The organism is Nocardioides terrigena (assembly GCF_003047265.1).
In the GTDB taxonomy this organism is placed as follows: domain Bacteria; phylum Actinomycetota; class Actinomycetes; order Propionibacteriales; family Nocardioidaceae; genus Nocardioides; species Nocardioides terrigena.
Genome location: NZ_PZYY01000001.1, coordinates 449,614 through 462,186 on the forward strand (window position 1 = coordinate 449,614; position 12,573 = coordinate 462,186).

General features: G+C 71.6%; 11 protein-coding genes. 8 read left to right on the forward strand and 3 right to left on the reverse strand.

Annotated elements, in window-relative coordinates; all coding sequences use genetic code 11:
* The first annotated feature begins 47 nt into the window (after positions 1-47).
* Positions 48-623, forward strand: a complete 576-nt coding sequence (locus tag DAE25_RS02105) for a GNAT family N-acetyltransferase (RefSeq protein WP_234410794.1) — start codon at positions 48-50, stop codon at positions 621-623.
* 83 nt (positions 624-706) lie between these two features.
* On the forward strand, positions 707-1,303 hold the full coding sequence (locus DAE25_RS02110; protein WP_159083517.1) for a hypothetical protein: 597 nt from the start codon (positions 707-709) through the stop codon (positions 1,301-1,303).
* Between the two features lie 36 nt (positions 1,304-1,339).
* On the opposite strand, the gene DAE25_RS02115 is transcribed toward DAE25_RS02110, so the two are convergent.
* On the reverse strand, positions 1,340-2,446 hold the full coding sequence (locus tag DAE25_RS02115) for a citrate synthase 2 (RefSeq protein ID WP_107764570.1): 1,107 nt from the start codon (positions 2,444-2,446) through the stop codon (positions 1,340-1,342).
* A 105-nt stretch (positions 2,447-2,551) separates the two neighbouring features.
* Between DAE25_RS02115 and pdxH the strand changes: the two genes are divergently transcribed.
* The 6 genes from pdxH (at position 2,552) to DAE25_RS02145 (ending at position 10,028) form a co-directional block, all read left to right on the forward strand.
* Positions 2,552-3,196 (forward strand): pyridoxamine 5'-phosphate oxidase, encoded by a 645-nt coding sequence (gene pdxH / locus DAE25_RS02120; protein WP_107764571.1) that lies wholly within the window; start codon positions 2,552-2,554, stop codon positions 3,194-3,196.
* 52 nt (positions 3,197-3,248) lie between these two features.
* Positions 3,249-3,824 (forward strand): TetR/AcrR family transcriptional regulator, encoded by a 576-nt coding sequence (locus tag DAE25_RS02125; RefSeq protein ID WP_234410795.1) that lies wholly within the window; start codon positions 3,249-3,251, stop codon positions 3,822-3,824.
* On the forward strand, positions 3,824-5,557 hold the full coding sequence (locus tag DAE25_RS02130) for an ABC transporter ATP-binding protein (RefSeq protein ID WP_107764573.1): 1,734 nt from the start codon (positions 3,824-3,826) through the stop codon (positions 5,555-5,557). Before DAE25_RS02125 ends, DAE25_RS02130 begins: the two co-directional genes overlap by 1 nt.
* The gene (locus DAE25_RS02135; protein ID WP_107764574.1) at positions 5,554-7,545 is read left to right on the forward strand and encodes an ABC transporter ATP-binding protein; all 1,992 of its coding nucleotides are present in this window, start codon (positions 5,554-5,556) and stop codon (positions 7,543-7,545) included. Before DAE25_RS02130 ends, DAE25_RS02135 begins: the two co-directional genes overlap by 4 nt.
* A 420-nt stretch (positions 7,546-7,965) precedes the next feature.
* Entirely contained in the window at positions 7,966-9,588 is a 1,623-nt protein-coding gene (locus tag DAE25_RS02140) for an MDR family MFS transporter (protein WP_234410796.1), read from the forward strand.
* On the forward strand, positions 9,585-10,028 hold the full coding sequence (locus DAE25_RS02145; RefSeq protein WP_234410797.1) for a MarR family winged helix-turn-helix transcriptional regulator: 444 nt from the start codon (positions 9,585-9,587) through the stop codon (positions 10,026-10,028). Before DAE25_RS02140 ends, DAE25_RS02145 begins: the two co-directional genes overlap by 4 nt.
* A gap of 70 nt (positions 10,029-10,098) precedes the next feature.
* Here DAE25_RS02145 and DAE25_RS02150 read toward each other — a convergent pair whose 3' ends face one another.
* Both DAE25_RS02150 and DAE25_RS02155 read right to left on the reverse strand, forming a co-directional pair.
* Positions 10,099-11,706 carry a glycoside hydrolase family 13 protein gene (locus DAE25_RS02150; RefSeq protein ID WP_107764929.1) on the reverse strand — a complete coding sequence of 536 codons (1,608 nt, stop codon included), beginning with the start codon at positions 11,704-11,706 and terminating at the stop codon, positions 10,099-10,101.
* Positions 11,707-11,752: 46 nt separating this feature from the next.
* Entirely contained in the window at positions 11,753-12,547 is a 795-nt protein-coding gene (locus DAE25_RS02155; protein WP_199907389.1) for a hotdog family protein, read from the reverse strand.
* Positions 12,548-12,573: the final 26 nt, after the last annotated feature.

A 12,573-nucleotide genomic window follows, 5' to 3' on the forward strand; every position in this document is an offset into this window, starting at 1 on the left:
AGCCTTCCGGGAGTCAGTGGTGAGAGGTCCCTGACTACGCTGTCAGCGTGCACAGCCTCTCATCCGACGGCCCCGGCGTGGCAGCGGGTCCACCTGTCGGGGCGGCCGCGGGACTGGTGATCGAGCGTCTTCCCATCACCGCGCCGGACGCGGTCCTCCTCGTCGAGCAGGTGCAGGAGGAGTACGTCGCGCGCTACGGCGGTCGCGACGAGTCTCCGATCGACGCGAGCGAGTTCGAGGACCCGACGGGCATGTTCTTCGTCGGCCGGCTCGGCGCGGTGCCCGTGGTCTCGGGCGCCTGGCGGCGTCGTACGGACGTGCTGGTCGACGGCACCCGGCTCACCGCCGAGGTCAAGCGGATGTACGTCGCACCCACCGCCCGGGGGCTCGGACTGGCCCGCCGGATGCTCGCCCACCTCGAGGTCACCGCGCACGCGGCCGGCCTGGAGGCCGTCGTGCTCGAGACGGGGGAGAAGCAGCCCGAGGCCATCGAGCTGTACTCCTCCGCGGGCTACCGGCGGATCGCCGGCTTCGGCTACTACCGCGACTCGCCCCTGAGTCGCTGCTTCGGCAAGTCGCTCCGGGACGCGCCGGGCTTGTCCAGCCGACACGCCGGACAGTAGGCACTTCTTTCCCCGTTCGCCCCACGCGTCCCTCCCGGCGCACCTAGCCTCGTCCCGTGTCGGACGGGCGACGAGGAGGGGACATGCGCAGGGGACTGATGACGGTGCTCGCCCTGGCCATCTCCGCCTGCCTGCTCGCGGTGCCCTCGCAGGCGACCTCGACGTCGCAGCGCTACGCACTGCCGGTGGAGTCCTACGCGCCGTACCAGCCGCAGCGGACCTGCGCCCGCAAGGACAAGCCCGGGACCGTGGCGCTCGGCCGGTGGCTGGTCGCCCGCGGCGGCGTGTACGGCGGGACGCTGCGCTCGTGCGGGAGCGGCGGGCAGTCCGAGCACAAGGACGGCCGGGCCTTCGACTGGATGCTCGACGCGAAGGACGCCGACGACCGTGCCGTCGCCGACGCGTTCCTCGTCGAGGCGTTCGCCGACGACGAGCTCGGTGACACCGACGCCCTCGCGCGCCGGATGGGCATCATGTACGTCATCTGGAACGACCGGATGTACGCCGCCTGGGACGGCTTCGAGCCGAAGAAGTACCTCAGCTCCGGCTGCCGCACCCGACGCACCTGCTCGGTGACCCTGCGCCACCGCGACCACATGCACATCTCACTGAGCAGGGCCGGCGCGAAGGGTCGCACGAGCTGGTACGTCGAGCAGGCGTTCGCGGTGCCCGTCGTCTGACGCGTGGTCCGAGGTGTCGGGCTCAGGCCTGGGGCCTCAGGCGCCCCAGCCGTCCTGCCAGCCCTCGACGTCCGAGGCCGGGCGCGAGGACGGGCCGGTGTAGATCGCCGACGGACGGATCAGCCGGCCGGTGCGCTTCTGCTCCAGGATGTGCGCCGACCAGCCGCCCGTGCGGGCGCAGGTGAACATCGAGGTGAACATCCGGGCCGGGACCTCGGCGAAGTCGAGGACGATCGCCGCCCAGAACTCCACGTTGGTCTCCAGGACGCGGTCGGGGCGACGCTCGCGCAGCTCGGCGAGCGCGGCCTGCTCGAGCGCCTCGGCGACCGCGTAGCGGGGGGCGTCGAGCTCCTTGGCGGTGCGGCGCAGCACGCGGGCCCGCGGGTCCTCGGCGCGGTAGACGCGGTGGCCGAAGCCCATCAGGCGCTCGCCGTTGTCGAGCAGCTCCTTGACGTACGACGCGGCGTCGCCGTCGCGCTTCTCGACCTCCTCGATCATGCCGAGCACCCGCGAGGGCGCGCCGCCGTGCAGCGGACCGCTCATGGCGCCGATGGCCCCGGAGAAGGCGGCCGCGACGTCGGCCCCGGTCGAGGTGATGACGCGGGCGGTGAAGGTCGAGGCGTTCATGCCGTGCTCGGCGGCCGAGGACCAGTAGGCGTCGATGGCCTTGACGTGCTTGGGGTCGGCCTCGCCCTTCCAGCGGATCAGGAAGCGCTCGGCGAGCGTGTGCCCCTGGTCGACGTCCTTCTGCGAGACGACCGGCAGGTGCAGGCCGCGCGCGGACTGGGCGGCGTACGACAGGACCATGACCGCGACGCGGGCGAGGTCCGCGCGGGCCTGCTCGTCGCTGATGTCGTAGGTCTGGCCGAAGCCGAACGCGGGGGCGAGCATCGCGACCGCGGCCTGGACGTCGACGCGGACGTCACCGGTGTGGACCGGCAGGTTGAAGGGCTCGGCGGCGGGGAGACCGGGCGTGTAGGAGCCGTCGATGAGCAGGCCCCAGATGTTCTCGAACGGGACCCGGCCGACGATCTCCTCGATGTCGACGCCGCGGTAGCGCAGCGCCGACCCCTCCTTGTCGGGCTCCGCGATCTCGGTCTCGAATGCGACGACTCCCTCGAGTCCGTGGTGCACCTGCGTCATGGGGTGTGCGCTCCTCTGCGTCGGGGCCTGTGGTGGTCGGCCCTGAGATGGGGGCCCGCGACGGCGGGCGACTCATTGTGCACCTCCGGTCTAGTGTCGGGAGTCATGGACCATCCCGTCGACCTGGCCGCCCTGCGCGAGGAGTACTCCCGCGGCGGCCTCGACCTCCCCGACCTCGAGCCCGACCCGGTCGACATGTTCGCCCGGTGGCTCCGGGACGCGGTCGAGGCGGGGATGCACGAGCCCAACGCCATGGTCCTCTCGACGGCCACGCCCGACGGCGTCCCGTCGTCGCGGATGGTGCTGCTCAAGGGCGTCGACGCCGCGGGGTTCGTCTTCTTCACCAACCACACCTCGCGCAAGGGCGACGAGCTCGCCGCCAACCCGCGCTGCGCGCTGCTCCTGCCGTGGCACCCGGTCGAGCGCCAGGTCCGCATCGAGGGCACGGCGACCCCGCTGCCGCGCGACGAGGTGGCGGCCTACTTCCGCTCCCGCCCGCGCGGCGCGCAGCTCGGTGCCTGGGCGTCGCGACAGTCGTCGGTGGTGCCGAGCCGGGCCGCGCTCGCCGCGGACTACGCCCGGGTCGAGGAGCGCTTCCCCGACGAGGTGGACCTGCCGGACCACTGGGGCGGCTACCGGGTGCGCCACGACATGGTCGAGTTCTGGCAGGGCCGCGCCAGCCGGATGCACGACCGGCTGGTCTACCGGCGTGCGGGCGACGGGTGGTCCGTCGAGCGCCTCGCCCCGTGACGGCGGGGGGCGACGCCTTGTGAGTGAGCGCTCACTCACCTAGGCTGACGCGGTGCGAACCCGTGCCACCGCCATGTCCGCCGACGACCGCCGCCGCGCCCTCGTCGACGTCACCCTGCCCCTGCTCCTCGAGCACGGCCGGACCGTCACGACCCGCCAGATCGCCGAGGCGGCCGGTGTCGCGGAGGGCACGATCTTCCGGGTCTTCGAGTCCAAGGACGACCTCGTCCAGGCGACCCTCGACCACGCCTTCGAGATAGGGCCCTTCCTCGAGGACCTGCGCCGCATCGACCCGGACCAGCCGCTGCGGGCCCTGGTCACCGAGATGGTGACGCTGCTCCAGAGCCGCTTCCGCGGGATCTTCACGCTGATGACGGCGGTGGGCATGGTCGGTCCGCCGAAGGGGCGCAGCCACGAGCACCACCCCCGCGAGGAGGCGGCCCGGGTGATGGCCGACCTGCTCGCCCCGCACGCCGACGAGGTCCGCGTCCCGGTGGCGCAGCTCGTCCACGTCACGCGGCTGCTGACCTTCTCCGGCAGCCACCCCCACCTCTCCGACGGCCGGATCCTGACCGCCGAGGAGATCGTCTCCACCGTCCTCGACGGCCTGCTCACGAAGGGCGACTGATGCTCCTCCGGCTCATCCGCACCCACCTCGCGCCGTACAAGCGCCCGATCGCCGCCATCGTCGCGCTCCAGTTCCTCGGGACCTTGGCGATGCTCTACCTGCCCAGCCTCAACGCGCAGATCATCGACCAGGGGGTCGTGCTCGGCGACAACGCCTACATCGTCGAGCGCGGCACGGTGATGCTCGCCGTCTCGATCGTCCAGGCGCTGTGCGCGGTCGCCGCGGTGTGGTTCGCCGCGCGGACCGCGATGTCCTTCGGCCGCGACATCCGGGCGGCGATCTTCCAGCGCGTCGGCACCTTCTCGGCCCGCGAGGTGCAGCACTTCGGCGCCCCGTCGCTGATCACCCGCGAGACCAACGACGTCCAGCAGGTGCAGATGCTGGTCCTGATGGGCTTCACGATGTTCGTCTCCGCGCCGATCATGATGGTCGGCGCCGTCGTCATGGCGATGCGCGAGGACGTCGGGCTGTCGTGGCTCATCGTGGTCGTGGTGCCCGTGCTCGCCCTGTCCGTCGGGCTGATCGTGCGGCAGATGGTGCCCAGCTTCCGGGTGATGCAGGTGCGCATCGACGAGGTCAACCGGGTGCTCCGCGAGCAGGTGACCGGCGTCCGGGTGGTCCGGGCGTTCGTCCGCGAGGAGCACGAGACCCGGCGCTTCGCGCAGGCCAACGACGAGCTGACCGTGGTCGCGATCCGGGCCGGTCGCTGGCAGGCCGGCATGTTCCCCGTGGTGATGCTCGTGGCCAACGTCGCCTCGGTCGCCGTGCTGTGGTTCGGCGGCCACCGGGTGGAGTCCGGGGCGATGGAGGTGGGCGCGCTGACGGCCTACCTCACCTACCTCATGCAGATCATCATGAGCGTGATGATGGGGACCTTCATGATGATGATGATCCCGCGCGCGGCCGTGTGCGCGGACCGCATCGTCGAGGTGCTCGACACCGAGAGCAGCGTGGTGCCCCCCGCCGACCCGGTCACCGAGGTCACCGAGCACGGCACCCTCGTCCTCGACGGCGTGACCTTCGCCTATCCCGGCGCCGAGTCGCCCGTGCTGCGCGGCGTCGACCTCAGCGCCCGTCCCGGACAGACGGTCGCCATCATCGGCTCCACCGGCGCAGGCAAGTCCACCCTGCTCAACCTGGTCCCGCGTCTCTTCGACGCCACCTCCGGCTCCGTGCGCGTCGACGGGATCGACGTCCGCGACCTGTCCCCGCAGCTGCTCTGGTCGCGGCTCGGCCTCGTCCCGCAGAAGGCGTTCCTCTTCTCCGGCACCGTCGCGGACAACCTGCGCCACGGCAGGACCGACGCCACCGAGGAGGAGATGTGGAACGCCCTCGAGATCGCCCAGGCGCGCGACTTCGTCGCCGCGATGCCCGACGGGCTCGAGGCGAGCGTCTCCCAGGGCGGCAGCAACTTCTCCGGCGGCCAGCGACAACGCCTGGCCATCGCCCGTGCGGTGATCCGCCGACCGGAGATCTACCTCTTCGACGACTCGTTCTCCGCCCTCGACCTGACGACCGACGCCCGGCTGCGGGCCGCGCTCGCGCCGGTGACCCGCGACAGCACGGTGGTGATCGTGGCGCAACGGGTCTCCACCATCCGCGACGCGGACCTCATCGTCGTGCTCGAGGACGGAGGGGTCGTCGGTCGCGGCACGCACGACGAGCTGCTCGCGACCTGCGGCACCTACCGCGAGATCGTCGAGTCGCAGCTGACGGTGGGTGAGGTCGCATGAGCACGAGCGAGAAGAGCGGCGCCGAGGCCGCGCAGAAGCCCGGCACGCTCAAGGAGACCGAGCGCATCGAGGCCGGCCCCGGCGGGCCCGGTCGCGGGCCGATGGGTGCCGGCATCGTGGTCGCCCAGAAGGCCAGCGCCTTCGGGCCGTCGGCCCGGCGCCTCGTCCGGCGGATGGCGCCCTACCGCACCAGGACGCTGGCCGTCATCGCGCTCACCGTCGTCAGCGTCTTCGCGACGGCGGTCGGCCCGCGGGTGCTGGGTCGGGCCACCGACCTCATCTTCGCGGGCGTGATCGGCGGCCGGCTGCCCGACGGGCTGTCCAAGGACCAGGCCGTCGACCTGCTCCGCCAGCGCGGTGACGACCAGGTCGCCGACATGGTCAGCGGCATGGACGTGGTGCCCGGCCAGGGCGTCGACTTCACCGCCGTGGGGGAGGTGCTGCTCCTCGTGCTCGCGATCTACGTCGGCGCGGCCGCCCTCGGCTGGCTGGCCGGCTGGATCCTCAACGATGTCGTCCAGGGCACGGTGCGCCGGATGCGCTCCGACGTCGAGGACAAGGTGCACCGGCTGCCGCTGGCCTACATCGACCGCCAGCCGCGCGGTGAGCTGCTGAGCCGCGTGTCCAACGACATCGACAACGTCAGCACCACCCTGCAGCAGACCCTGAGCCAGCTGCTCACCTCGCTGCTCACGGTGGTCGCGGTGCTCGGGATGATGTTCTGGATCTCGCCGGTGCTCGCCCTCGTTGCCCTCGTCTCGGTGCCGGTCTCGATGCTGGTGACGGGCGCGGTGATGAAGCGCTCGCAGGGGATGTTCGTCCAGCAGTGGCGTCGTACCGGCCGGCTCAACAGCCACATCGAGGAGACCTTCTCGGGGCACGCGCTGGTCAAGGTCTTCGGCCGCCAGGAGGAGGCCGAGCGGGTCTTCGCCGAGGAGAACGACGAGCTGTGGAAGGCGTCGTTCGGCGCCCAGTTCGTGAGCGGCCTGATCATGCCGATCATGATGTTCGTCGGCAACCTCAACTACGTCGTCATCGCGGTCCTCGGCGGCCTGCGGGTCGCCAGCGGCACCATGTCGCTGGGCGAGGTGCAGGCCTTCATCCAGTACTCCCGCCAGTTCACCCAGCCGCTGACCCAGGTCGCCTCCATGGTCAACCTGCTCCAGTCGGGCGTCGCGTCCGCCGAGCGGGTCTTCGAGCTGCTCGACGCCGAGGAGCAGGAGCCCGACGCCGCCGGGGAGCCGGCCACGGACCGCCACGGCGAGGTGCGCTTCGAGGACGTCTCCTTCTCCTACGACCCCGAGCGTCCCCTCCTCCGGGGCCTCTCGCTCGTCGCGCACCCGGGCCAGACGGTCGCCATCGTCGGTCCCACCGGCGCCGGCAAGACCACGCTGGTCAACCTCATCGAGCGCTTCTACGAGGTCTCGGGCGGCCGGATCACCCTCGACGGCGTCGACATCACCTCCATGCCCCGCAGTGCCCTGCGGCAGCAGATCGGCATGGTCCTCCAGGACACCTGGCTGTTCGCGGGCACCATCCGCGACAACATCGCCTACGGCCGGCCCGACGCCACCGAGGAGGAGATCCACCGTGCCGCGGAGGCGACCTTCGTGGACCGCTTCGTGCACTCGCTGCCCGACGGCTACGACACGCTCATCGACGAGGAGGGATCCAACCTCTCGGCCGGAGAGCGCCAGCTGGTGACGATCGCGCGGGCCTTCCTCGCGGCCCCGGACCTGCTCATCCTCGACGAGGCGACCTCGTCCGTCGACACCCGCACCGAGCTGCTGCTGCAGCACGCGATGGCCGCCCTGCGCACCGACCGGACGTCGTTCGTCATCGCGCACCGGCTCTCCACGATCCGCGACGCCGACCTGATCCTGGTGATGCGTGACGGGGACATCGTCGAGCAGGGCGACCACGACGAGCTGCTGGAGCGCGACGGTGAGTACGCCGCGCTCTACCGGTCGCAGTTCGAGGCGGCCTGACCGGGTCGCGAGGACCGTCGCGAGAACGTGGACGAAAACCCCTTGGCCGCCGCTGGATCGCGACCTACGGTGGTGGCACACGGAAAGGAGGTGGTCCGAAGAATGAAGTCTTTTCGGATGAGTGAGGTGGCTGCCCGCTAGGCAGCACCAGCCCTAGTCGCCGACGAGCTGCCGGCGAATCCATCGCAGCCACCCGACCCGCAGGCCCCCGGACGTCATCCCCCGGGGCCCCTCCGACCGAACAAGTCCGGCAGGGGCAGCAGGCCTGCGGGTCGCTGCATGTCCGGGCCACCCCAGGCGGGTCGCGCCGCGGGCGCTCCGTGGCGCTCGGTGGCACTCCGTGGCCGACGTCACGTACCCGTCGGGCAGACAGGGGAGCGCTCCGAGGAATATAGTTGCCGGTGGCAACCTTATATTCACATGAATCGAGCGTCCGTGTCCCACCCCCAGCCCACCACCGCACCGGTCGCGGCCCCGCCGGCGTCCGGGCAGCCCGGCCAGATGAGCCACCGCGAGGTCATGGAGGCGCTCAGCGGCCTCCTGCTCGCGATGTTCGTCGCCATGTTGTCGAGCACCATCGTGTCCAACGCGCTGCCGCGGATCGTGACCGACCTCGACGGCAGCCAGACCGGCTACACCTGGGTCGTCGTGGCCACCCTGCTCACCATGACGGCGACCACGCCGATCTGGGGCAAGCTCGCCGACCAGTTCAACAAGAAGATCCTGGTGCAGAGCGCGCTGGTGATCTTCTCCATCGGCTCGGTGATCGCCGGCTTCGCGCCCTCCATGGAAGTCCTGATCGGCGCCCGCGCCATCCAGGGCCTCGGCGTGGGTGGGCTCACCGCGCTGGTGCAGGTCGTGATCGCCACCATGGTCCCGCCGCGCGAGCGTGGTCGCTACGCGGGCTACATCGGCGCCGTCTTCGCGATGGCCACCATCTCCGGCCCCCTCGTCGGCGGCCTGCTGGTGGACACCGTGGGCTGGCGCTGGTGCTTCTTCTTCGGGATCCCCGTCGCCCTGGTCGCCTTCGTCGTGCTCCAGAAGACGCTGCGCATCCCCGTGGTCAAGCGCGAGGTGCACATCGACTACCTCGGGGCCACCCTGCTGGTCGGCGGCGTCTCGCTGCTGCTCGTCTGGGTCTCGCTCGCCGGCAGCCAGTTCGCCTGGACCTCGACCACCAGCATCGCCCTGGTCCTCGGCGGCCTGGTCGTCGTGGCCGCGGCCATCTACGTCGAGATCAAGGTCGCCCGCGACCCGATCATCCCGATGCGGCTCTTCCGCGACCGCACGACGTCGCTGGCCACCCTGGCCTCGGTGCTCATCGGCCTGGCGATGTTCGGCGCGACCGTCTACCTGTCGCAGTACTTCCAGCTCGCCCGTGGCATGTCCCCGACCAAGGCCGGCCTCATGTCGGTCGCCATGGTGGGCGGGCTGCTCGTGTCCAGCATCATCAGTGGTCGCCTCATCACGAAGACCGGCAAGTGGAAGAAGTTCCTGGTCGGCGGCATGGTCCTGGTGATCGTGGGCCTGCTGCTGCTCTCGACCATCGACGACACGACGAACCTCTGGGTCGTGGGTGCCTTCATGGCGGTCCTCGGGCTCGGCCTCGGCGCCACGATGCAGAACCTCGTGCTCGCCGTGCAGAACAACACCTCGCAGGCCGACATGGGCGCGGCCAGCGCGCTCGTCGCGTTCTTCCGCTCGCTGGGCGGCTCGGTGGGCGTCTCGGCGCTGGGTGCGGTGCTGGGCCACCAGGTCGCCGACGAGATCTCCCGTGGACTCGCGAAGCTCGGCATCCAGGGCGCTGTCGGCGACACCCACCAGATCCCCGACCTGGCCACGCTGCCGGAGCCGGTGCGGGTGGTGGTCGAGCACGCCTTCGGCGTCGCGACCGGTCACATCTTCCTGGTCGCCGCGCCCTTCGCCGTCGCTGCGCTGGTCGCCGTACTCTTCATCCAGGAGGTGCCCATGCGCGAGACCTTGGAGGACGAGCCCCGCGAGGCCGCCCTGGCGCCCGGGGCGACGGCGGTGCTGGAGCGGTGAACGACCGGATCCGCACGTTGCACGCCCTCGAGCAGGAGATGGGCATCCTGATGCGACGCGTACGCCGCGCGCTCAGCGAGCGGGCCGCCCTCGTGCACCCGTCGCTGCAGCCCTCGTCGTACGTCATGCTCGCCCACCTCATCGAGGCGGGGCCGCGACGCTCGGCGGACATCGCCGAGGCCTTCGACCTCGACAAGGGTGCGGTGTCGCGCCAGGTGCAGCACCTCGTCGAGCTCGGCCTGGTCGAGCGCACCCCTGATCCCGCCGACGGCCGCGCCACCATCCTGACGGCGACGACCGAGGCGAAGGACCGGGTCGACCAGGTCAGCAGGCTCCGGATCGAGCAGCTCGACGAAAGACTCGCCGACTGGACCGCCGAGGACCTCGACGAGCTGGTGTCCCGCTTCTCCCGCTACAACGCGACGCTCGACGAGCGCTGACCACCCGACGTACGCACGGCCCGCCCCCTGCTCGATCGAGGGGGCGGGCCGTGGGGCGTCCGGGTGCGGCTCAGCCGAGCCAGACGCAGGTGTCGGGCGGCAGCACGTCGGTGACCGAGCGGCTGCTCGCGAGCACCGTGCCCTCGGGGAGCGGGACCGAGGTGGTGCCGCAGTTGAGGAGCACCCGGAGGGCACCGCGGTGCAGCTCCAGCACGTCACCGGTCACCGCGGCGTGGGTGACCTCGTCACCGGCCGGCAGTGCGTGCGTGCGGCGGGCGGCGAGCGCGGCGCGGTAGAACTCCAGCGTCGAGCCCGCGACCCCGGTCTGCGCCTCGACGGTCAGGCCCTTGAACTCGTCGGGCTGCGGGATCCACGGCTGGGCCTCGCCCGGGCCGAAGCCGAAGGGGGCCGAGTCGCCGCCCCACGGGATCGGCACCCGGCAGCCGTCGCGGCCGACCTCGCCGGTGCGGAACCACGACGGGTCCTGCCGGTCCTCGGGGGCCACGTCGACCTGCTCGAGTCCGAGCTCCTCGCCCTGGTAGAGGTAGGAGGAGCCGGGCAGCGCGAGCATCGCCAGCGTCGCGGCGCGGGCGCGGGCCAGGCCCTGCTCGCCCCCGCCGTAGCGGGTCACGTGGCGGACCACGTCGTGGTTGCTCAGCACCCACGTCGGGGACGCGCCGACCGGGGCGACGGCCGCGAGGGTGTCGACGACGACCTCGCGGAACGACTCGGCCGACCACTCGGCCAGCAGCCAGGCGAAGTTGAAGGCCTGGTCGAGCTCGTCGGGGCGGACGAAGGCGGCCATCGACTCGGGGGTCTGGGTCCACGCCTCGGCGACCGCCATCCGGTCGTCGCCGACGGAGTCGAGGACGGCGCTCCAGCGGCGGTAGACGTCGTGCACCTCGGGCTGGTCCCACATCGGCTCGTCCTTGAGCTCGAGGGACACCATCGAGTGGTCGCTGTTGACCTGGCCGGAGGACGGGCGCTCGCCCTCCTCGACGACCTGGTCGCGCAGCGACTCCTCCTTGTAGAGGCCGTGGGCGACGTCGACGCGGAAGCCGTCCACGCCCTTGTCGAGCCAGAAGCGCAGCACGTCCTCGAACATGTCGCCGACCTCGGGGTTGCGCCAGTCGAGGTCGGGCTGGGTGGAGTCGAAGAGGTGGAGGTACCACTCGCCGTCGTCGACGCGGGTCCAGGCCGGACCGCCGAAGACGGACCCCCAGTTGTTGGGCGGCAGCGACCCGTCGGGGCCGGAGCCCTCGCGGAACATGTAGCGCGCCCGCTCCGGGCTGCCCGGGCCGGCGGCCAGCGCGGCCTGGAACCAGACGTGCTCGTCGGAGGTGTGGTTGGGCACCAGGTCGACGATGACGCGCAGGTCCAGCTCGTGCGCCCGCGCGATCAGCGCGTCCGCGTCGCCGAGCGTGCCGAACAGCGGGTCGACGTCGGTGTAGTCGGCGACGTCGTACCCGTGGTCGTGCTGGGGCGAGGTGTAGAACGGCGTGATCCACAGGGCGTCGACACCGAGGTCGCGCAGGTAGGGCAGTCGCGACGTGATGCCCGGGAGGTCGCCGATGCCGTCGCCGTCGCTGTCGGCGAAGCTGCGGACGTAGACCTGGTAGACGACGGCGTTGCGCCACCACGTGGGTCCGCCCTGGATTGGATCGTTAAAATCAGCCATGCCCACTATTCTCACCAGCCGCCGGGGCGTGGGTCAATCCGATGGGTCAATCCGACGGGCGCTGCCCGCCGAAGAGGGCCGGGTCCACCGCGATCCAGATGTGCTCCGCCGTCGCGACGACCCGCCGGTCGGCGTCGTACAGGGTCGCGGCGGTGAACGTCTTGCGTCCCTCGCGCCGGCGCCCCGACCCGACGACCACGTGCTCCTCGCCGATGACGGGCAGCGTGTCGATCCGCATGGTCATCCGGCCCAGCACCATCAGCCGCTCGGTGAGGTCGCCGGCCCAGCCGCCGACGCAGTCGAGGGCCGCCCAGGTCGCGGCGACCGAGGCGCGCGGCTCCTCGTCGACGTCGGTGTGGACGTCCTCGCCGATGCTGCGGTGCGGCGTCCAGGTGGCGGCCACGCGGTCGGGCGCACCCTCGTCGTCACCCACGGCGCCGGGGAAGATCCGCAGGCCGTCGCCCTCCTCGCGCCCCGTGCCGCAGGCGAAGCACGTCGGGAACGGGTGGAAGGCGTGACCGGCGTACGCCGCCTCGGCCGCCCGCGCGACGGCGGGGTCCACCGTGTCCACCTCGAGGAGCGCCGCCTCGGGCACGAGCCGGGCGGTGGCGATCACGGCCCCGCCGAAGGTCGCGGTGGCCGTGTCGTCGTCCCCGACGGCGACGTCGAGCGGGCTGTCGAGGGGCGGCGGTTGCCGCAGGGAGACCTCGATCGTCGGCCATCTCGTGACGTGGTCGTCGGGCTCGCGGGCGAGCGTGGTGGCGAGGGCTCCGGCGGTCCACCCGCCGTTGCCCGAGTCGGGCGGTCCGCAGAAGCGCCGCGGGACGATCAGCTCGGTCACCCCCCTCACTGTGCCACGTCGGCGGG